The 19,491-nt window shown below is 65.1% G+C and carries 20 protein-coding genes; 10 read left to right on the forward strand and 10 right to left on the reverse strand.

The window, feature by feature from the left end:
* Positions 1 to 8: 8 nt before the first annotated feature.
* From VX037_RS19515 to glf, 3 genes are read right to left on the reverse strand one after another with little or no spacing between them, the layout of a single operon-like run.
* Positions 9 to 605: a phosphatase PAP2 family protein gene (locus VX037_RS19515; RefSeq protein ID WP_235723308.1), complete on the reverse strand. Its 597-nt coding sequence runs from the start codon at positions 603 to 605 to the stop codon at positions 9 to 11.
* Positions 586 to 2,526, reverse strand: a complete 1,941-nt coding sequence (locus VX037_RS19520) for a glycosyltransferase (RefSeq protein WP_328715518.1) — start codon at positions 2,524 to 2,526, stop codon at positions 586 to 588. Before VX037_RS19520 ends, VX037_RS19515 begins: the two co-directional genes overlap by 20 nt.
* A gap of 28 nt (positions 2,527 to 2,554) precedes the next feature.
* On the reverse strand, positions 2,555 to 3,769 hold the full coding sequence (gene glf / locus VX037_RS19525) for a UDP-galactopyranose mutase (RefSeq protein ID WP_287016512.1): 1,215 nt from the start codon (positions 3,767 to 3,769) through the stop codon (positions 2,555 to 2,557).
* A 182-nt stretch (positions 3,770 to 3,951) separates the two neighbouring features.
* Here glf and VX037_RS19530 point away from each other — a divergent pair, with 182 nt between their 5' ends.
* From VX037_RS19530 to VX037_RS19550, 5 genes are read left to right on the forward strand one after another with little or no spacing between them, the layout of a single operon-like run.
* Positions 3,952 to 4,731 (forward strand): glycosyltransferase, encoded by a 780-nt coding sequence (locus VX037_RS19530; RefSeq protein ID WP_328715519.1) that lies wholly within the window; start codon positions 3,952 to 3,954, stop codon positions 4,729 to 4,731.
* 2 nt (positions 4,732 to 4,733) lie between these two features.
* On the forward strand, positions 4,734 to 5,699 hold the full coding sequence (locus VX037_RS19535; RefSeq protein ID WP_442903714.1) for an acyl-CoA dehydrogenase family protein: 966 nt from the start codon (positions 4,734 to 4,736) through the stop codon (positions 5,697 to 5,699).
* Positions 5,690 to 6,475, forward strand: coding sequence for a PIG-L deacetylase family protein (locus tag VX037_RS19540; protein WP_328715520.1), 786 nt, complete (start codon positions 5,690 to 5,692; stop codon positions 6,473 to 6,475). The genes VX037_RS19535 and VX037_RS19540 overlap by 10 nt, the downstream gene beginning before the upstream one ends.
* A complete protein-coding gene (locus VX037_RS19545) occupies positions 6,472 to 7,101 on the forward strand; it encodes a class I SAM-dependent DNA methyltransferase (RefSeq protein WP_235723303.1) in 630 nt (209 codons plus the stop codon). The genes VX037_RS19540 and VX037_RS19545 overlap by 4 nt, the downstream gene beginning before the upstream one ends.
* Before the next feature lie 56 nt (positions 7,102 to 7,157).
* Complete coding sequence (locus VX037_RS19550) at positions 7,158 to 7,838, forward strand: GAF and ANTAR domain-containing protein (protein ID WP_266063528.1); 681 nt, start codon at positions 7,158 to 7,160, stop codon at positions 7,836 to 7,838.
* 16 nt (positions 7,839 to 7,854) lie between these two features.
* On the opposite strand, the gene VX037_RS19555 is transcribed toward VX037_RS19550, so the two are convergent.
* The 3 genes from VX037_RS19555 to VX037_RS19565 all read right to left on the reverse strand — a co-directional run bounded on the left by VX037_RS19555 (position 7,855) and on the right by VX037_RS19565 (position 10,549).
* Entirely contained in the window at positions 7,855 to 9,381 is a 1,527-nt protein-coding gene (locus VX037_RS19555) for a SpoIID/LytB domain-containing protein (RefSeq protein WP_328715521.1), read from the reverse strand.
* A gap of 149 nt (positions 9,382 to 9,530) precedes the next feature.
* Positions 9,531 to 10,085: an RNA polymerase sigma factor gene (locus VX037_RS19560; RefSeq protein ID WP_266063526.1), complete on the reverse strand. Its 555-nt coding sequence runs from the start codon at positions 10,083 to 10,085 to the stop codon at positions 9,531 to 9,533.
* A 35-nt stretch (positions 10,086 to 10,120) separates the two neighbouring features.
* Positions 10,121 to 10,549 (reverse strand): hypothetical protein, encoded by a 429-nt coding sequence (locus tag VX037_RS19565; RefSeq protein ID WP_266063525.1) that lies wholly within the window; start codon positions 10,547 to 10,549, stop codon positions 10,121 to 10,123.
* Positions 10,550 to 10,939: 390 nt separating this feature from the next.
* On the opposite strand from VX037_RS19565, the gene VX037_RS19570 reads away from it, so the two are divergent.
* Together VX037_RS19570 and VX037_RS19575 are read left to right on the forward strand one after the other, a co-directional pair.
* Positions 10,940 to 11,515, forward strand: a complete 576-nt coding sequence (locus VX037_RS19570; protein WP_266063524.1) for a TraG/TraD/VirD4 family protein — start codon at positions 10,940 to 10,942, stop codon at positions 11,513 to 11,515.
* 51 nt (positions 11,516 to 11,566) lie between these two features.
* Entirely contained in the window at positions 11,567 to 12,322 is a 756-nt protein-coding gene (locus VX037_RS19575) for a transposase (protein ID WP_328715522.1), read from the forward strand.
* A 173-nt stretch (positions 12,323 to 12,495) separates the two neighbouring features.
* On the opposite strand, the gene VX037_RS19580 is transcribed toward VX037_RS19575, so the two are convergent.
* Positions 12,496 to 13,191 (reverse strand): hypothetical protein, encoded by a 696-nt coding sequence (locus tag VX037_RS19580; RefSeq protein WP_266063523.1) that lies wholly within the window; start codon positions 13,189 to 13,191, stop codon positions 12,496 to 12,498.
* 12 nt (positions 13,192 to 13,203) lie between these two features.
* Positions 13,204 to 14,037 carry a PaaX family transcriptional regulator gene (locus tag VX037_RS19585; protein WP_266063522.1) on the reverse strand — a complete coding sequence of 278 codons (834 nt, stop codon included), beginning with the start codon at positions 14,035 to 14,037 and terminating at the stop codon, positions 13,204 to 13,206.
* A gap of 481 nt (positions 14,038 to 14,518) precedes the next feature.
* Here VX037_RS19585 and VX037_RS19590 point away from each other — a divergent pair, with 481 nt between their 5' ends.
* The 3 genes from VX037_RS19590 (at position 14,519) to VX037_RS19600 (ending at position 17,069) form a co-directional block, all read left to right on the forward strand.
* Positions 14,519 to 15,964: an APC family permease gene (locus tag VX037_RS19590; RefSeq protein ID WP_266063521.1), complete on the forward strand. Its 1,446-nt coding sequence runs from the start codon at positions 14,519 to 14,521 to the stop codon at positions 15,962 to 15,964.
* 180 nt (positions 15,965 to 16,144) lie between these two features.
* Positions 16,145 to 16,483, forward strand: coding sequence for a cupin domain-containing protein (locus tag VX037_RS19595; RefSeq protein WP_266063520.1), 339 nt, complete (start codon positions 16,145 to 16,147; stop codon positions 16,481 to 16,483).
* Complete coding sequence (locus VX037_RS19600) at positions 16,467 to 17,069, forward strand: FAD-dependent oxidoreductase (RefSeq protein ID WP_266063519.1); 603 nt, start codon at positions 16,467 to 16,469, stop codon at positions 17,067 to 17,069. Before VX037_RS19595 ends, VX037_RS19600 begins: the two co-directional genes overlap by 17 nt.
* 59 nt (positions 17,070 to 17,128) lie before the next feature.
* On the opposite strand, the gene istB is transcribed toward VX037_RS19600, so the two are convergent.
* Entirely contained in the window at positions 17,129 to 17,983 is an 855-nt protein-coding gene (gene istB, locus VX037_RS19605; RefSeq protein ID WP_328715523.1) for an IS21-like element helper ATPase IstB, read from the reverse strand.
* Complete coding sequence (locus tag VX037_RS19610; protein ID WP_266063946.1) at positions 17,980 to 19,332, reverse strand: Mu transposase domain-containing protein; 1,353 nt, start codon at positions 19,330 to 19,332, stop codon at positions 17,980 to 17,982. Before VX037_RS19610 ends, istB begins: the two co-directional genes overlap by 4 nt.
* Between the last annotated feature and the right edge of the window lie 159 nt (positions 19,333 to 19,491).

The raw sequence follows: 19,491 nt of genomic DNA on the forward strand, positions 1-19,491 counted from the left end.
CCTCGGACTCATCTCGTAGCGACGTTGGTCGCGAACAGTCTGTCACCCGCCGTCACGGCCGCCGCGCTCGCCGCTCCAATGGCTGCTCCGGCGAGCACATCGGTCGGGTAGTGCACGCCGAGGACCAGCCGCGACAACAGCATCGGCGGAACAAGTACCGCGGGCAACGCCGCCGTCGGCAGTCCGGCCGCCCGCCCGATGAGGATGGCGGCTGCGGTGGTGGAGGTGGCGTGCGACGACGGGAAGCTGAGTTTGCTCGGCGTCGACACCCCGACACGGATGCGCTCGTCGTGTGGGCGGCGGCGGCGCACCACCCGCTTGATGATCACCGAGGCGGCATGCGCGCCGAACGCGCCGACCCCGGCCTCCGCCCAGCGCCGCACCTCGGGCTGATCGCCGCGTCGCCATGCGGCGGCAGCGCCGACGCCGGCGATCGCCAGCCAACCCAGTGAGTGTTCGCCGAAGTGCGACAGGCCTCGCGCCGCCGAGACCACGCCCGGACGGTCGGCGGCCACGCGTTGGACCGCGAGCAGTGCGGCGACCTCACCGGTCGCCGGTGGCAGCACCACCGGCGCCGAGACCGACTCAGTCGATTCCGAAGACACGCGCCCAACTCTCCTGACTCGTCAGTTCTGCATGCTTGGCCCGGTACTCCTCGCGCATCGCCGGGAAGCGGTCCTTGAGTTCGCGCACGAGTGCCGCCGACTCTCTGGCCAGCGCAATCATCTTGTCGCGGTCACGTTTGCGGTAGACCACGCCGCGGCCGTCGGCGGTGGTCACGGTGACGCCGTCGACGCGTCCGAGGCTGAACCAGCGTGCCTCGATCGGCGGGAAGTTGGCCTGCGGCACCTCGTGGTGACGCGGGTCGGCCGGCTTGGCGTTGCGCACCAGCGCGGCGGTCAGCGACTTGAGCTTGGCGACCTTACCCTCCGGGATGTTGGTGCCCAGGTGGGTGGCCTGTCCGCTGGTGCGCGGCAACTCGGTGGCCGACGGCAGGACGACGGCGTCCGGGTACTGCTTGCGCATCGCGGCGATCTTCGGCAGCGCGGTCGGCAACAAGCTGCGGATGTGATCCGGCCCGGCCAGGAAGTCGCGGATCGCCTCGTTCTGGATGGCGACCGTCGAATACTCGAGGCACAGTAGATGTTTCGCGGTCGCCTTGACCATCGACTTGACGATTCCGTCGATGGGGCCGTCCTTGGTCAGCGACGCGACCACCAACCGGTTGCGCAGGTGGAAGTAGGCCTGCCAGTCGATGGCATCGTCCTTGTCGCTCCACGCCATGTGCCAGATCGCGATACCCGGCACGGTCGCCGTCGGGTAGCCGGCCTTGGCGGCGCGCAGCGCGAACTCCCAGTCGTCCCACTTGATGAACAGCGGCATCGGCAGGCCGATCTCCTCGGCGCACTGCCGCGGGATCATGCACATCCACCACCCGTTGCCCTCGACGTCGATCCGCCGATGCAGGTTCTTCGAGTTCTCCCGGTCGCGCAACGGGTATTTCGCGAAGTTGTGGTCGTAGGAGACAAACGGCGCCGCGGTCCACATGAACTTGTCGCGGTTGATGACCTCACCCATGCAGTGCAGGTGGCTGCGGTCCTGCAGGTTGAGCATCTGACCACCGACGAGCATGGGGGACTTGGCGAATCGCGACATTGCCAGCGCCCGCAAAATCGAGTCGGGCTCGATCATGATGTCGTCATCCATGTAGAGGATGTAAGGAGAGTCGGTGCGGCGCAACGCCTCGTACATGATCCGGGCGTACCCGCCGGAGCCGCCGAGGTTCGGCTGGTCGAAGATGTGCAGCCGATCACCGAGTGCGGCGGACGCCTCGGTGTAGCCGGGTTCGTCGACGACCTTCTTGTTGCCCTGATCGGGCATCATGACGGCATCGATCACCTCGTCCACCAACGGATCCGAGGTGAGCGCGGCCAGCGCGTTGACCGCATCGGTGGGCCGGTTGAACGTCGGGATGCCGATGGTGACGCGTTTGGTCTCGTCACCGGTTGCTGCCGGCTGCGCCGAATACCACCCGGCCGCGACGATCTCGGTGTCGGTGTCGGTGGTGATGTCGAACCAGATCCAGCCGCCGTCCTCGAACGGCCCCAGGTCGAGCTCGAATTCGGCCACGCCGCGGCCGTTCTCGTCGGTGACGATCAGGTCGCCGCCGATGCCGATGCGTGAGCCGTCGATCTTCGAGCGATACAGATCGACTCGGCAGGTGCCGACCACCTCCACCCGCAGCACCACCGACGTCAGCACACTCCAGCGACGCCAGTAGGCAGCGGCGAAGGCGTTGAAGTAGGTCTCGAAGCTCACCTCGGACTCGCCGGCGAGCGACACCGATGTCCGGCTCGGTGCGTGCGCGCGTCGCGAATTGTTCGGCGATTCCACCAGATACAGCGACCGCACGTCGATCGGTTCACCGGCGCGCGGGAAGATCACCCGCTGCAGCAGTGCGGTCGCCTTCGACGGGCCGGCGCCCGCCTCCGGGATGTCGGTCTGGTTCACAGGGGTCACTGTCATGTATTCCGCCTCATCGGTTCACACCCGGTCACTGCCCGTCGGACGTCGAGAGCGGGGCGCCCTCGGCGAGGTGCGGCGCCAAGGTGTTGTCGAACATGGTGAGCGCACTGGCGATCGCCATGTGCATGTCCAGGTACTGGTAGGTGCCCAGCCGACCACCGAACAACACGTTGCGCTGTGCGGTCTCGGCTTTCGCGAGGTCGCGGTAAGCCGAGACCTTCGCACGATCCTCCGGGGTGTTGATCGGGTAGTAGGGTTCGTCGTCGGCTTCGGCGAAGCGGCTGAACTCGCGCATGATGACCGTCTTGTCGGCCGGGTAGGAGTCCCGCTCAGGATGGAAATGCCGGAACTCGTGGATACGCGTGTACGGGACGTCGGCGTCGTTGTAGTTCATCACCGGTGTGCCCTGGAAGTCCCCGATGTCAAGTACGTCGGTCTCGAAATCGAGTGTGCGCCAGCCGAGTCGGCCGGCCGAGTAGTCGAAGTAGCGGTCCAGCGGGCCGGTGTAGACCACCGGGGCGTCCGGCGAGATCGCCCGCAACTCGTCGCGCACGTCGAACCAGTCGGTGTCCAGGCGCACCTCGATGCGGTCGTCGGCGGCCATCTTCTCCAGCCACGCCGTGTAGCCGTCGACCGGTAGCCCCTCGTAGGTGTCGTTGAAGTAGCGGTTGTCGAAGGTGTAGCGCACCGGTAGCCGGGTGATGTTACCGGCGGGCAACTCCTTCGGGTCGGTCTGCCACTGTTTGGCGGTGTAGTGCTTGACGAACGCCTCATACAGGGGCCGCCCGATGAGGCTGATCGCCTTCTCCTCGAGGTTGCGGGCCTGCGCGGTGTCGATCTCGGCGGCCTGCTCGGCGATCAGGGCGCGCGCCTCGTCGGGCGAGTAGTAGCGTCCGAAGAACTGCGCGACCAGGCCGAGGCCCATCGGGAACTGATAGGCCTGGCCCTGATACATCGCGAAGACGCGGTGCTGATAGCCGGTGAAATCGGTGAACTGGTTGACGTAGTCCCAGACCCGCTTGTTGGAGGTATGGAACAGGTGCGCGCCGTACTTGTGGATCTCGATGCCGGTGGTCGGCTCGGCCTCGGAGTACGCGTTGCCACCGATGTGTGGCCGGCGGTCCAGCACCAGCACACGCTTGTCGAGTTGGGTCGCGGCCCGCTCGGCGATCGTCAGTCCGAAGAACCCGGAGCCGACCACGATCAGGTCGACGGGGCTGCGGTCCTCACCATTTCCTGCCACGGGTGTTCAGGGTAACGGACCGAACCTGAGTAATCGCCGTGCACACGGCCGCGTGGTGGCGTCGACCTGCACATCCGATCACCGGCCGGGCGGGTGTGAGTCACCCCGGATCTGGGTACCCGCGCACCGGTCGGCCTGAAACCACCGGGCATCGACGTCGTCAGACAACCCTGGAGGGCCCGGTGACCGATGTGCACGTTCTCGATGATCACTCGCCGATGGAACGGGCGGTGGTCGTGGTTCCCGCGCACAACGAAGAACTCTTGCTCACCCGCTGCCTGACCGCGCTGACGGTGGCGGCCGACGCTGTCGCGGTCGAGGTGGAGATCGTGGTGGTCCTTGACGCCTGCACCGATGCCTCCAGCCGGCTCGTACCCGCGCACATCACCGCCCTCACCTGTTCGGCACGGTCGGTGGGCGCTGCGCGTCGTGCCGGTTTTGCCTACGCCGCGAGTCACGATCGCCAGTCGACGCCCGATGAGCACGTCACCTGGTATGCCACCACCGACGCCGATTCGGAGGTTCCGCCGGACTGGTTGGCGACGCACCTGAGCGCAGCGGCCGACGGGGTCGACGCGTTCGTCGGGACGGTGGTCCCCGATGGCTGGGCCGACTGGCCCTCCTCAGTCGCGGAGCTTTTTGCCGCCCGTTACCTGCCCGACGACGGCCACCATCACGTACACGGCGCCAACCTGGGGTTTCGCGCCGACACCTACCGCCGGATCGGCGGCTTCGCGCCGCGGACCGGCGACGAGGATGTGGACATCGTGCGGCGGCTGATGGCCTCGGGTGCCCGGGTTCGGCGCAGCGCCCGCTCCCCGGTGGCGACCTCGACGCGACGCGACGGACGCACCGACGCCGGATTCGCCGGCTACCTGCAGCGACTCGAGATCCTGGACCGCGCAACACCGGCCCGGCGCTCTGCCGACCGACCCGCCGACGATCCGGAGGTGGCCCGATGATGATGTGTGATGCCCCGGCGCTCGCGGTGCGCATCGTGACCGAAGGAGACCTCGACGTCCCACTCCCGGGCCGCGGCGACACCGCCGATCGATTCCGCATCCTCACCGAACTCTGCCATCGCGACATCTCGATGGGTCGACTCGTCGAGGCCCATCTGGATGCGGACGCGATCCTGGCCGACATCGTCGGCGAACGCATCGGGTTCGGCGAGTTCTGGGGCGTCTGGGCGGCCGAGCCCCCGGAGCCGATGGTGACCGCCGAACGGCACTCCGGGCGGTGGGAGCTCTCCGGGGCCAAGCCGTGGTGTTCGGGCGTGGTCAGCTGCACACACGCCCTGGTCACCGCCCGCGACGGTGATCAGCGGCGGATGTTCGCCGTCGACCTGCAGCAGCCGGGGGTGCGCCCGGAACGGGGTGGCTGGACCGCCGCAGGCATGCGCACCACCGAGACCGGTACCGCTCGCTTCGACCGGGCGGAGGCCCGTCCGATCGGCGCACCGGGCGCCTATTTGGAGCGGGCGGGGTTCTTCCACGGCGGGATAGGCGTCGCGGCCTGCTGGTTCGGCGGCGCCCGGAAAGTGGCCGGCGCGCTGTACACCGCTGCCGGGCGGCGCCGCGACGACGACATCGCGATGATGCATCTCGGTGCGGTCGACGCCCTCCTGGCCCAGGGCCAAGCAATACTCAGTCATGCCGCGATGACGATCGACGCCGCTCCCGACGACATCGATCGGGCCCGCCGGTTGGCCGCGCAGGTCCGCTGGAGCATGGAACAGATCGCCACCGACGTCATCGACCGGGTGAATCGGGCGTTGGGGCCCGAACCGCTCGTGCATCAGCGCGAGCACGCGCAGGCCGTCGCCGACCTCGGCGTCTACATTCGCCAATCGCACGCCGACCGCGACCTGGTGAACCTCGGTCGTCTCGTCGTCGACGACCGTAACCTTCCGGAGGCCCGATGTCGGTGACCGAACCCGATTCCACCGCGAGCGGCCTGGCCGGCACACCGGTCACCACCGACGGCACCACGGAGGACGCCTGGGTCAGCTGGATGGACGCGAAGGAGCCCTGGCCGGAACTGACGCTGGACATCGAGCGCCTGGTGGTGCTCGGCGCGCACCCGGACGACGAGGTGCTCGGTGCAGGCGGGATCATGGCCGCGGCCGCGCAGGCCGGCATCGAGGTCGTGGTGGTGTGCATGTCGGATGGCCGCGCGTCGCATCCGGGGTCGCCTACCCTGTCGCCCGATCAGCTCGCCGACCGGCGCCACATCGAACTCGACACCGCCACCGAGCTGCTGGGTGTCGCCCCGCCCCGATGGTGCGGGCTGCGCGACGGTGCGCTCGCCGAGCAGCGGCACACGATCGGCGGCATCGTCGAGTCGATCGTCGCCGAAGCACCGACCCTCGCGACCGGCCTGCTGTCGGTGTGGTCGGCCGACGGGCACCCCGACCACGACACGGTCGGCGCCGTTGCTGGTGAGGTGGCCGCACGCCTGGACGTGCCGGTGTGGTGGTACCCGATCTGGATGTGGCATTGGGCCGCTCCCGGCGACCCCACCATCCCGTGGCACCGGCTGCGTGCACATCGGATCGACCCGGCGATCCTGGCGGTCAAGCATGCGGCGATCAACGCCTTCGACACCCAGGTCCGGCCACTGTCCGACGACCCGGCAGACGCGGCGATCCTCCCGCCGCACGTGCTGGCCCACCTGATCCGTACCCGCGAGTTCGTGTTCACATGACGCGCGACACCGGGTTTCGGCGAACGATGGCCGACGACTACTTCCATGACATGTACGCACGCAGCGACGACCCGTGGGGCTTCGCCGAGCGGTTCTACGAGCGTCGCAAGTACGCGCTGACGATGGCCGCGCTGCGTGCCGACCATTACGAGCGGGTTTTTGAACCGGGCTGTTCGATCGGAGTACTCAGCGACCAGCTCGCCGCCCGCAGCGATCAGCTGCTGTGCACCGACCTCAGCCCGCGAGCGGTGGAGTTGGCCACCCGACGGCTCGCCCACCACGGCGGTCGCGTGCAAGTACGAACCGCCGACCTGGTGACCGGCTGGCCCGATGAGACGTTCGACCTCATCGTGCTCAGCGAAGTGCTCTACTACCTCGATCCCGTCGCCCTCGACGCTCTGCTGACGCGGCTGCCCCGGTCGCTCCGGCCCCGCGGCGAGGTGATCGCGGTGCACTGGCGGCGTAAAGTCGAGGAGTATCCGCAGTCGGGTGACGACGTTCACGATCGCCTGCTGCACGGAGCGTTGTCCCATGCCGGCGGTTACCGCGACGCCGACCTGCGCCTCGACGTGTTCACCGCCGACGCCGGACCGTCGGTCGCGCAGCGGGAGAATCTCGTACCCTGATCAGGTCACGAGGGCACCCGTAGCGGGGGCGGGCAGCGATCCGCGGAGGAATGAAAATGGACAGCGTGCAGACGACCAGGATGGCCGAACTCATCCGGGAGATCCGAACCGAGGGCGACGACACTGCCGCCGTACTCGGCCGCATCTCCACCGCCGCGGTCGACTCCGTCCCCGGTACCGAATACGCGAGCGTCACCATGGTGACCGCGGGCCGCATCGAGACCCCGGTGGTGGTGGGTGATCTCGCGGGCAAATCCGACGCCTTGCAGCGCGAGTTCAACGAGGGCCCGTGCGTGCGCTCGGCCGTCGACGACACCACGATCATCATCGACGACATGCGCCGCGAGGACCGCTGGCCGCGGTATGCCGAAGCCGCCACCGAACTCGGCATCGGGTCGATGGCCTGCTTCTGCCTCTACATCGACGGTCACGATTTCGGCGCCCTCAACCTGCTGAGCACCACCACCCACGCGTTCGAACCGGACGCGATCGCGGTCGGTCAGCTTTTCGCCGCGCATTGCGCCACCGCGTTCTCCGCGGTCCGCGAGAAGGACCAGCTACTGACCGCGCTGAGTTCGCGCGACATCATCGGGCAGGCGAAGGGCATGATCATGGAGCGCTACCGGATCGACGCCGACCAGGCGTTCCGGCTACTGGCCCGACTGTCGCAGGACAGCAATACCAAACTGGTCGACGTGGCCAAGCAGATCATCGAAGCGGGACCGGGCGTCGACTGAGGCGTCGCAACAGAACTCAGCGCAACCGGTCGTCGTCCGGAAAGCCCTTCACCGGCTGCCCGCCGCCGGCAAGGTAGTCGGCCATTCCCCGTCCCACGAGCGCGTGCGCGCCGGTCTGCTCGCTGAACAGCAACATGCCGCGCTGGAAGAGCTGCACCACCCCGTTGCCGTCGGGGGTCAGGTTCGGTACGCCGATGGCCTGACCGAGCGGGCCGGTGACGCCACCGAGGTCGTCGTAACGGCCGTTGATCGCCTCGGTGCCCGTCGACAGCAGTTGCGAAGCGCCCGGCAGGAGTTGGTCGGTGAGGCTGAGCAGGTTACTCAGGTCCAGCCCGCCACCACCGGGCATGTCGGGGCCGGTGGGAGGCTTCACGATCTTCGGCCGGATGGCCTGCCCCTTGACCGAGAAGAACGCCGACTTGAGTCCCAGGCGGGTGCGGGCCTCTTCACCGCTGACCTCGACGGTCCCGCCGGAGCCGACGGCGCGGACCTTGATCGCGCGGCCGTCTTCGGCGCCGAGACCGTTGGCCTCCACCACCTCCAACGCGCGTAGCGCACCGACACCGAAGGTCGAGCCCACCTGGCCCGCACCGATCGTCGCGGTCCAGTTGTGGTTCGGCGAGACCGTGTCTCCGTCGTCACGCACCGCCGGGAACCGTCCACCGGCCGTGTAACCGCCTGTGGACGCGGAGAATTCGGTGAAGGCGGGCTTTCCGCCCTGCAGCAGAATCTGCCCCGGGGTGGCGTCGGCGGCGCGGTTGGTGCGCGGATCCTCGCCCGCCACACCGCCATACACCTGCGAGTTCTGGGTGTCGTCGATCTTCTTGCCACCGGCGATCGCGGCCAGCGCATAGGTGCGCGCCGCGACCGCTTGTGCCTTGAGCGCTTCTGCCCCACCGGAATCCGCCCATCCCGGCACGCTCTCCTTGGGGATCACACCCTTGACGTAGTCGTCGATGTGGACGCGGTTGCTGACGCGACCGCCGTCGTAGCCGAGAGCGCCACGGTAGGCCTGGTTGGAGCCACAGAACTTCAGGAACTCGCCGGGTGGCCGACTCGGACCCATGTTGACCGGCTCGACCCATTGCGCCGGAACCGACCGCACGACACCGCCACCGCACCCGCTGGTGATGGTGGCGGTACCCCCGGACAGGCTGACCGCCTGTCCGGGAGCCACCATTTGGCCACCGACTCGCATCCCGGCGTCCGCGTGCACATTCACCGAGTTCTTCCCGGTCAGAGCGACCGTGATCTCGGGCCTGTCCACCTTCCCCGCGGTGGTGCCGCCGTAATAGTGGCGCAAAATCTGTGTCGCCGACCAGCCCTTCTGGGCGTAGCCGTAGGCACCCCATTGACCCATCCCGCGGCCGTGGCCGTGTCCATGGCCGATCAGCGTCACCTCGGAACCGGCCGACAATGTCACGTCCTCGGACAGGATCCGCGGTGCGGTCAGCAGCCCGCCGACGAGCAGCGCGGGCACCAAGCCGATCGCCGCCAGTGACAGCGATCGAGCACGTGTGTGCCGGGGACGTGCGGAAACCAACGTCGCGAGACCTTCCGTGAGCGCGTGCCTGACCGAAACATGAGGTGCGTGTTACTGGTGTGACTAATGTGACGATAGTTAACGATCGCACCGCACAACAACCTCAGCAGGTCACAACCGCATCACGAGTTTCGACGGCTCGGCAGTACTTAGTGGGCGGCCATACGGTCGCCGAGGATGTCGCGCAGTTGGGTACGCGCCCGGTTGAGCCGCGACTTCACGGTCTGAATCCCGACACCCTGCTGCACGGCGATGTCGGCGTAGGTGAGGTCACCGAATTCGCGCAGCACGATGGCCTCGCGGAACTCCGCGGGGAGCTGGGACAGCGCGTCACGCAGCGAATCCCGAAGAGCAATGTGTTCGTCGAACCGCGGAGCGGCATCGTCGTCGGCGAGTTGGACGGACTCTTCCGGATCGCTGAAATCGGCTATCTGCGTGTTGGTTTTACGTTTGCGCACCACCGTCAGCGCGTTGTTGGCGGCGATGCGGTGCAGCCAGGTGGAAAAGCGCGCCTCGCCACGAAACTTGTGCAGGTTCTGCCAAGCCGCGACCAATGTGTTCTGCAAGGCGTCCTCGGCGTCGTGCGGGTTGCCGCAGATGTTGAGACACACCGCCCACACATGATTGCGGTGGGCGGTGACGACCTCGGCGAAGGCGCGCTGGTCGCCTTCGCGTGCCTGCATGAGCAGCGCAGCCTCGTCCATCAGTGGTTCCCGCCCGTCACATCCCCCACCTCAGCTCAGAGATCGTAGTGGCCGTCGTCCGGACCGGCACCGTCATCGTGGGACTCGGCACCGCTGTGATCAGCGGGCCCGGTCGCTGCGTTGTCGTCGAGGGCCGGGTCCTCGAGGGTCGGGTCGCTGGAGGTGGGACCGCTGAGGTCAGGGTCGCCGAGGGCTGGTTCGGCCGCCACGACATCGTGGTCCGATACCGACCCGGACTCGCCTCCGTCGTGGGTGCCCTCGAGCACGGCCGGCTCCACGATGATCTCGTCGTTAGCGGCGAGCGTCGGTGGTTCGTCGTCCATCTCCGGAACCGTGTCGGGATCGGCGGTCGCCGACGGATCGAACGCTGCCTGCAGCGCAGCACTCCAGACATCGTCGGGTGGCGCCGGCGAGGCGGCGGGGTCGATGCCGAGCGAAGCCAGGATCGACGGCTCCTCCTGCATGTGATGCCCTCCGTTCGGATGAATCCGAGGTCGCCACCGCATGGTGGCCGGTCCCCTATGTGATGCTACGGGCCGTCGGGAATGTTCCCACAGCGAAGTGCCGATGGCCGGACATGCCGAGCCGTCGAGAGATTCGAGTCAGGCACATTCGTGCCCGTAATCTCAACGGCGAGCCGGCCACAATCGAGGCGCGATCGCCGGCGCCATCCTCGGCGGGGTTGGGGGCCTGGGTCGCTCCGGGACCGGGTGGTGCGCTTGCCTGGCACCCACCGGCCCCGACGATGACCGGCCCGAGCTCGACCTCGCCGGCTACGTGCAGCGCGGCGAAACGCTCTACGCCTCTCACGCGAAGGTGTCGGCTCAGTCGGCCCGCTCGTGGCAGCCCTGACGATGGCAGCCACCAATACCGCCGAAGCCATCGCGACCGACTCACCCGGCGGGCGGTTGCGGGTGCCGATGCTGTGCGCACTCGACGAGGCAGCCAACGTCCTGCGCTGGCCTGATCTGCCGAAGCTGTACTCGCACTTCGGGTCGCGCGGCATCATCATCTTGACGATCTTGCAGTCGTGGTCCCAGGGGATCGGGATGTTCGGCGACCGCCCGATGAAGCAGCTCGAATCATCGTCGAACATCTACATCTACGGCGGCAACGTCCGCGAATCGGCCTACCTGGAAAGCCTCGCCAAACTCGCCGGCCAGTACTACCGCAAAGCCCGCAACATCTCCGACTCCACCGGCCGCGGCGGCGGTGGCATCGATCCACACCACGTTGGAGAACATCTTCACCGCCCGCGACCTCGCATCGTGGCCACGAGGTCGGCTGCTGCTGTTCTCCGCCGGCAACCCGCCGACGATCCTGCAAACAGTGCCGTGGTGGGACAAGCCCAACGCCGCCCTCATCACGCAGTCACTGGCCGAATACAGCCCCGACACCACAACCTCGACAACCGAGGATGCACCCGATGACCAGTCAGCCGCCTAACCCGGCCACTCTCGATACGAAGACAAGACACGTCGATGAGTAGTGAGCTGTTCGCCGACGAAGAGTTCGACGACGTCGATGCCGACAGCGGCTCCGAGGACACCGAACAGGAGCAGGGGCCGGCGCCCGAGTTTGAGTCGGTGTATGAGTTCGTCGACACCCACCTGGTACGGATCTACGCCCGCAAAGTCACCCATAAACAAGACCGACGGTGGTGTCCACGCTGGTTTGAACATCCCGAAGCTGCACCTGGACTGCGACGGCCGCTGGGCATAATGGTCACCGGCGGCAACATCAACGACGCCGCGGTGATGACCTCCGTGCTCGAGAACATCCGCGTGCCTCGCGACGGGAAGGCCCCCCGCACCCGCCCCGACCGGGTGCTCGCCGACAAGGGGTACCCGTCGAAGGCGAACCGCGCCTCGCTCCGCGACCGAGGGATCGCGGCGACCATCCCGGAGCGTGATGACCAGATCGCGCACCGCCGCAAGAAGCCGGGCCGGCCGATCGACTTCGCCGACCAGCAGCAAGGACGATACAAGGGCCGCAACGTCGTCGAGCGCTGCTTCAACAGGCTCAAGCAGTGGCGCGGCATCGCGATGCGCTCCGACAAGCTCCTCCGCAGCTACCGAGCGGCATCCGCAGCTACCGAGCGGCCGTCAACCTCGCCGCAACGCTCAACACGGCCTAGACGTTGTAGCCGATCGTCCTCAAGATCGACGTCTGCATCCGAGAGCCAACCGTCGATCTGCGTGACCGCTACAGGTTCTAGGGTAGGCTCGCTATCTTGAGCCAAGCCATCATCACCATCGGAACGGCCGGGAGGATCGATGCATGGCTATGTCTCCGGACTGGCGAGTAAAAGACACTCCGAAGCCCTTCGGGTGTCTCTTACTCTTAGCTTAGATCTGAGTCTTTCTGGATCGACAGTCCGACAGCGGTTGTAACACGGCATCGCGAACTGTCACCCGAGCCACGACTCGATGTTTCCGACAACGATGCTCGCGTCGTTGGCCTCGAAGTTCAGAAGACTCGTATCAACTCCCCAGAAAGTTCGGTGGTTGCGATCGAGAATCAACGTTCCTCCGCTGCGCTTCGCGACCCATGGCAGCGCTGCGGTGTGAGGATTCACTGCCAACATCCGTCCTGATGCTTGGGTGGAACCGGGACCGCGGGACATTCGCCACGCGCGGAGATGTCCTGCGCCAGTGAACATTGCTTTCATAGACTCTGTTGCGTCGGCGAAAGTGAGCGTCACCTCGGTGGCTGGGGGCACGAGGAGCGGGAAGGCAATGAGGTCTGCGTAGGAGAGAGTCCCAGCAGTTGATCCGCGGAGCACTTTGAGATCCTGCCGCCGGGAACGATGAGTGTTATCAATCCGGTGGCAGGAGGCCAACACCGAGGTTCCGACAGCAGGGAGAATCAGCGTGATCGCCTCCAACAGGGGCGACTTCTTGGTGAAGTGCACGATGATGTCACCGTGGTCGAGCCTGGTCGCGATGTAAGGTGCGTGGAAGCCTGCCGAACCTTCGGGCTCAATTGCCACTCGGTGCTGGTTGAATTGATGGCGGATCAGCTGCGACTCGCCGTCGAAGTCGATATCGACGACGGCACCGTCAAGTGACACTTGACGGAAACCTGGGAGGTTGCTGGCCAGCACCATAGAAACGGTTCAGCCTCCGGCGTCGTCTAGCAGCAACCGAAGCCGTAGCTCAGCGGCCGGTTGAAGTCTCGTCCATGCCTCCACGAAACATGCCCGTGCTTCGGACCGAGGCCACTGCCGTGGCAACACCGAATCCGGAAGGTCAGGATCCTGCCTGGGGAAGACACGCCACTCATCCATAATCCGGGTGCGCGCGACAAGAGCCTCCGCCGGCGCGACGAGCCCTTTTCGCGCTCGGTCGATGAGAGGAGAGACCGAGCGAATCAGAAGGTGGTACCGTTCCGCCAGCTCATCGAGGTTCCACGACTGCCGAAACTGCGCCAGGATCGAAGCGGGGTCTCCGGCGATGGTTCCGCGAATGACTAACGCGTTGGTGACACCGGCATCCGCCAACGCACGTTGGGCGGAATCCACACTCGCGTGTGCTGCTGTCCATAGCCCGTCGTACAACGGAGCGAAACCCAACGCACGCAGCTGTGTACGCAGGGTGTGTCGTCGAGCCCGCTCGGACTCGACGACGGAAAAGGCGACCAATGTCCAGAGTCCGTCCCATGGCCGATCCTCTCCAAAAGCAATGATGCGGCTGGTGTCCTCGTCGATCATCTTGATCGCCTCGTCGGTCATGAAATACGAGGTGGTGCGGCCAGACCTAGTGCGCTCGAGGATGGACTTCTTCACGAGACGGCTCAGGGCCGTACGTGTGGCGTCGGGGGCGATGTCGAAGTCCTGGAAGACAGCTACTAAGACGGACGAGGGCACGGTGTCCCCCAGCACGTGCCGGTAGTCCGCCAGCAGCGTCACCAGCAGACGCTGCGGCAGGGAGTCCGTGGGTTCTCGCAGCATTGTTTAATCCTCGCTTGTCAGACCATACCGCCTTCCGCACACTCTACTGATTGCCATATCGCATGACGCCCGTAAGCACTGTGTTCTCCGGGGTGCTCGACGAGAGGCGTCGTAGCGTCCGCCGTACCGTGAAGGCATGGCATCACGTTTAGGTCCTGGTTGAGACCGAAGATTATCCATTTCATCTGACGCGTAATGATTTACAGATGCCACGAGCTACCTACGGTCTCAGCGGACCGACTAGACACCCTGCTTGGATCGACACCGGATTCATGACGCATCTATTGCGTACGTCCATGTGATGTTATATGTTGATCCACATCACAGATGCGAGTTGGTCCACCGCCCGTCCTACCATCACGGCACCGCAGGCCTTCGCATGCATGCATGACAGCTCAGGCTCGCGATCTCGTCTCCCAGGAATGTGGACCAGGGCGCCAGCGCCAGCTGTGAAACTCATTGCCTAAAGAAAGAGAACGTAGTGCCCCCCAATCAATCTTTGCGACGCAACGCCATCGGCGTTCCAGGCCTGGTGTTTCTCGTCATCGCCGCAGTTGGACCGGTAGGGGCCGTGCTTGCTGCCACACCCCTGGTATTCATGCAAAACGGCGCTGGTGCGACGGGTACTTACGTGCTTGCAGCAGCCCTGTTTGGGGTCTTCTCTGTCGGATATGTCGCGATGAGCCGCTACATGGGCACCGCAGGGGGCTTCGTTACCTACATTGCACGTGGATTCTCGCCACGAGTAGGCGCAGCCGCAGCATACGCGGCGTTACTCGTCTACTGTGCAATGCTCTGCGGTCTGTACGGGGCCTTCGCTGTCTTCACCAAACAGACCATCGACGAGTATTTCGGAATGGACGTCCCGTGGGAACTGATCACGCTGATCACAATCGCTTTATTGGGAACACTGGCATACAACAAGGTTGAGTTCAGCACCCGAATTCTGGCGGTGCTTCTAGTTGTCGAGGCCGCCGTCATCCTGATCCTCGATATCTCGATCGTCGTTCGTGGCGGAGATGGTGGTGGAGCACCTATGTCATTCATAGGTTTTACCCCTGCAGCGATGTTGACCGGTGGAATCGGAATCGCGTTCCTGTTCGCGCTATCGTCGTTCGGCGGCTTCGAAGCCACTGTGGTTTTCAGCGAAGAGGCACGCAACCCGAGACGCACTATTCCCCTGGCGACCTACGCCTCGATTCTGTTGATCGGCGGGTTCTATGCGTTCAGCACGTGGGCCATTGCCAACGGTGTAGGCATCGAAGAGGTACAGCAGACCGCGCAGACTGATCCCGTCGGATTCATCCTCGCGTTGAGCGACCATTACGTAGGGCCGGTGTGGTCCGACCTGATGGGCATCCTCGTCGTAGCCAATTTTATCGGAATACTTCTCGGGTTCACTAACATCCTCAGCAGGTACGTATTCGCGATGGCGCGGGTTGGAGTCTTGCCTAGAGGATTGTCGCGTACGCATACCAAGTACCAGTCTCCACACAGGGCTAGCCTGGTGGTTTCCGTAGCAGCAGCCCTGGTGACAGGCGCGTTCATGATCGCCTCGGCCGATCCATTCTCCACGATGTACTCGCTCCTGTTCGCGTTAGCCTCAGTGGGACTGCTATCGATCATCGCGGCCACAAGCCTGTCGGCCATCGCATTCTTCCGCAAAAACCGGACTCCTGAACGCATTTGGGGAACAACGATTTTCCCCATCCTTAGTGCCATAGGCTTCACTGTTGCGATCTACCTGAGCGTCGCCCACTTCGACGTACTGACCGGCGGCCAAGCCGGATTGGCAGGGTTGATCTGGCTTCTGATACCTGCGGTTGCTGGCGTCGGCTACGTGGTGGCCCTTGTCCGGGGTGACGGGCAAATTGACTTCACTCGTGCCGAGAGTGATCCATCCCCCTTGCCTTCACGGGCGGCGTAGATCGACCCGCACTGGGTACGCAGCCGGCCGAATCTCAACAACCTTACGAAACTGTAGGCGCCCGCCCTCCCCCACTCAGGTCCACTTGTCCACTCTACGAAGAACTCGCACCTCCAACCTGCTACAGAGGAGAACAGCATGACAGACGCACCTGTCGTACTCGGCCGATCACGGATCGACGTGACCGACTTCGTTCCGATGACGATCGCTGGTGAGCGACACGGAAGCGTGCACTTCATCCGTGACGACAGAAGAAACGACCGAGTCAACCGGGTTGCCGTGTGGGAGCTGACCGATGATCAGCTCCCCTACGAGGCGGCGTACGAATTTCGCTCCGACGAGACCATGCTGATCGTGCAGGGAGAGTTGCGCATCACTTTTGCGAATGGCAGTTCTACCGTGTTCCGGGCCGGCGACATAGTGTCCGTCGCCGCGGGCACCAAATCGACCTGGCGGATCAACGAACCATTCAGAAAGTTCGTCGTCGAGACGGGAGTGGCGCATGAACAAGCACACTGATGTCCTCGTAGTCGGAGGCGGATTCGCGGGTGTCACAGCTGCCCGCGAACTTGGGACAAGCGGCTACGCTGTGACCCTTCTCGAAGCGAGAGATCGGTTGGGTGGTCGAACTTGGTACGAGCGAGATCGGATCGCAGGATTCGACGTCGAAATGGGCGGAGGCTGGCTCGGTGACGACGAGGCTTTTGCAATGGCCGAGGTCGATCGGTATGGCATCCAGCTTCTTCGTGATGACGCCGCGCCACAACAACTTCTGTGGCGGTCAGTGCACGGAGTAAGGCGGAGTGTGCTGCCCGTGCCGTTCGATCAACTTGCCGACCTCGAGCGCGCTGTGCTCCGAATGAATCAGGTAGCCTCGCGTATTCCGCAAGACTTGGTTTACAACCCTGCAGAGCTGGCCAGCCTGCACGACCTTGAGATCCCTCTTCCCCAACTGTTTGAAGATCTGCAGCTACCTACCGAGACTCACGCGGTACTCGAAGGATTCTGGTCAGGTATCAGTTCGGCGCACTGGAGCCAGATGTCAGCACTGCATGCCGCCCGGCTGATCGCCGCCTCGGGAAACACGTTCATGGGGTTCATGTGACGAGGCTCAAGAAAGTTCCCCAGGTGTGCTCACTGAAATTCCCCACCTGTGGGCGGCTTCTACTGTAGCGACCTTCGGGTGGGGGCGGTGGCGGTGCGCTGGTTTTGGGTGCGGGCGTGGTGGTCGCGTAGCCGGTAGGAGTCGCCGTCGAGTTTGAGTACGACTGAGCGGTGCAGCAGGCGGTCGAGCATGGCGGCGGCGACGGTGGTGTCGCCGAGTACCTCGCCCCATTCGGCGACGGACCGGTTGGTGGTGATCACGACTGATGTTTTCAGATAGCGTTGTGCCACAACCTGAAACAGGGCTGATGCGGCTTCGCCTGGCAGGGGTAGGTAGCCGAGTTCGTCGATAACCAAAAGAGTGGGTCCGGCGAAGAATCGCATGCAGGTGGACCAGCGGCCCTCGATGGCCGCTTTGTGACACCGTGCGGCGAGGTCGGCCGCGGTGGTGACGTAGGTGCGATAGCCGGCGTGTACGGCGGCATGTGCGAGTCCGACCGCGAGGTGGGTCTTGCCGGTGCCCGGTGGCCCGATGAGCAGCACGTTCGTGGCCGACTCGAGGTAGGCGCAGGTCCCGAGTTCCCGAATCAACGCGCGATCGACTCCGGGTGCGGCGTCGTAGTCGAAGCTGTCCAGCGTGGCCGGGGTGGGTAGGCATGCGAATCGCAGCCGCCCTGCCAGACGGCGGGCTTCGGTAGCGTCGACCTCGATCGAGAGGAGATGTTCGAGTGTGTGGGTCATCGACCACTCCTGTTCGCCAGCGGTCGCGAGCACCTGTGGCAGGGCTTCAGCCGCGGCGTCGAGTTTGAGGACGGCGAGATGACCACGGAGTTGCTGATACACCGAGATCGCTGAAGGTGACTGCGGCTCAGCGCTTGTGGAGTTTGTGTCGGTGGTGGTGCTGTTGTTGCTCATGGGAGATAGTTCCTGTTCTGTGCGGCGCGTTCGTACACGCTCATGTCGATCACCGACGCCTGCGTGGCAACCTCGGCGCTGGTGGTGGATGTGTTGCGGCGCAGCTCGTCTGCTGCGTCGCGGGCGGCCTGACCGGGTGGGATGCGTTCTTTGCGGCGATGTGGCCGCCGGCTGCTGGAGGCGCCGGCCTTGGCCAGGGTGTCGAGTGCGACGACGTGCCCGTGATCACGCACCTGCGCTCCCGACCCCGCAGCAGCCAGTCGGTGACGGGCTATCACGATGCCCGAAACGGTGGCGATATCGATGTGCCCGTCGCCGAGGCGCTCGTTCACGGTGACCTCACTCATCGCCACCTCCGGCGGCACCGAGTACTGATTGCCTCGCCACGCCACCAGTGCCTGGCGAGACACGGTGCGCGTCTCGGTCACCGTGGCCGGATACGGCGCGGTGGGCGGCGGTCTCAGGGGTTCGCGTTTGGCCACGGTGATCACACTCGCCCGACCATCAGAGGTGGGGCGCATCCGCACATCCGAGCGGGTGCGGCAGAACGTATCGCAGCTGGTTTGCGCCTGCTCGGCAGTGACCTCATCGGGCAGGGTTCGCCACCACCGTTGCGCGGCAGTGTGATTGGACTTCTCCACCACACCTTTGCGGTTGCCTCGACGGGGTGGGCACACCTGCACTGCTACTCCGTAGTGTTTGGCGACGCCGGCGAATTCGGCGGTCAAAGCACCGGTCGAGGGGTGACATACCGTGGCCATCCGGTCAAAGCGCCATGACTTGGTGACCCCACCGAGTCGGCGGGTGATGCGGTCGATACCGGCGATCACCTGTGGTCGGGTCATATCCGGGGCCAGATAGCCGCGCCACTTGCCCGAATGCGCCAACGACCCGACGAGTAGATATGCTGTTGAACCCCAAGCCCATTCGGTCGGTGGGTTCGGCAGCTCCACCCAATCCCATTGGGTCTCTTCACCCGGCGGGTGCTCGATGATCGCATTTGCCCGTTCGGTGACCTGGGCACAGTCGGCACACTTCGGTCGCAGACCGCGCTGACGGATCTGACGGGTGAGCGTCTGATAGGACTGGGTGTAGCCGAGATTCTCGAGTTCGTCGCACAGCGTGCGCGACCACAGATGCGGATCTTCGCCCAGCCTGGCCGTCACATAGGCCATGAACGGTTCGAACGGATCGGTCTGCGGCTTCTTGCGTTCGCCCGGGGTGCGCTCACCGTTGAGGTAGGCCCGGATCGTCTTGCGGTCGTGGCCGGTGTGGCGGGCGATCGCCGAGATCGTCCACCCCCGTTTGTGCAGTGCGTGTACTTCCACATCGTTCTCCCGTGTCAACATGAAAGCGGGCCTCCCGAGGTAGCTGGTGAGTGGTCAGAGACCATCAGCATCACGGGAGGCCCGCCTACTCTGGCGGAGCCACACGGTGTCATTTGCCACCGCTATGGGGCCACCTGGATTGCCACGAGCATGGGACCACCTTGGCGCGTTATTGAGGAT

The organism is Gordonia sp. Z-3, assembly GCF_036233855.1.
GTDB lineage: Bacteria > Actinomycetota > Actinomycetes > Mycobacteriales > Mycobacteriaceae > Gordonia > Gordonia tangerina.

What these genes read in the sequence shown, in the direction of transcription:
- VX037_RS19610 (WP_266063946.1), bottom strand. Translation starts at nt 19,332, where the DNA reads ATGTTGACACGGGAGAACGATGTGGAAGTACACGCACTGCACAAACGG.
- VX037_RS19560 (WP_266063526.1), bottom strand. Translation starts at nt 10,085, where the DNA reads ATGGACGAGGCTGCGCTGCTCATGCAGGCACGCGAAGGCGACCAGCGC.
- VX037_RS19570 (WP_266063524.1), top strand. Translation starts at nt 10,940, where the DNA reads ATGGCAGCCACCAATACCGCCGAAGCCATCGCGACCGACTCACCCGGC.
- VX037_RS19520 (WP_328715518.1), bottom strand. Translation starts at nt 2,526, where the DNA reads ATGACAGTGACCCCTGTGAACCAGACCGACATCCCGGAGGCGGGCGCC.
- VX037_RS19550 (WP_266063528.1), top strand. Translation starts at nt 7,158, where the DNA reads ATGGACAGCGTGCAGACGACCAGGATGGCCGAACTCATCCGGGAGATC.
- VX037_RS19545 (WP_235723303.1), top strand. Translation starts at nt 6,472, where the DNA reads ATGACGCGCGACACCGGGTTTCGGCGAACGATGGCCGACGACTACTTC.
- VX037_RS19575 (WP_328715522.1), top strand. Translation starts at nt 11,567, where the DNA reads ATGAGTAGTGAGCTGTTCGCCGACGAAGAGTTCGACGACGTCGATGCC.
- VX037_RS19565 (WP_266063525.1), bottom strand. Translation starts at nt 10,549, where the DNA reads ATGCAGGAGGAGCCGTCGATCCTGGCTTCGCTCGGCATCGACCCCGCC.
- VX037_RS19585 (WP_266063522.1), bottom strand. Translation starts at nt 14,037, where the DNA reads ATGCTGCGAGAACCCACGGACTCCCTGCCGCAGCGTCTGCTGGTGACG.
- istB (WP_328715523.1), bottom strand. Translation starts at nt 17,983, where the DNA reads ATGAGCAACAACAGCACCACCACCGACACAAACTCCACAAGCGCTGAG.
- VX037_RS19600 (WP_266063519.1), top strand. Translation starts at nt 16,467, where the DNA reads ATGAACAAGCACACTGATGTCCTCGTAGTCGGAGGCGGATTCGCGGGT.
- VX037_RS19540 (WP_328715520.1), top strand. Translation starts at nt 5,690, where the DNA reads ATGTCGGTGACCGAACCCGATTCCACCGCGAGCGGCCTGGCCGGCACA.
- VX037_RS19535 (WP_442903714.1), top strand. Translation starts at nt 4,734, where the DNA reads ATGTGTGATGCCCCGGCGCTCGCGGTGCGCATCGTGACCGAAGGAGAC.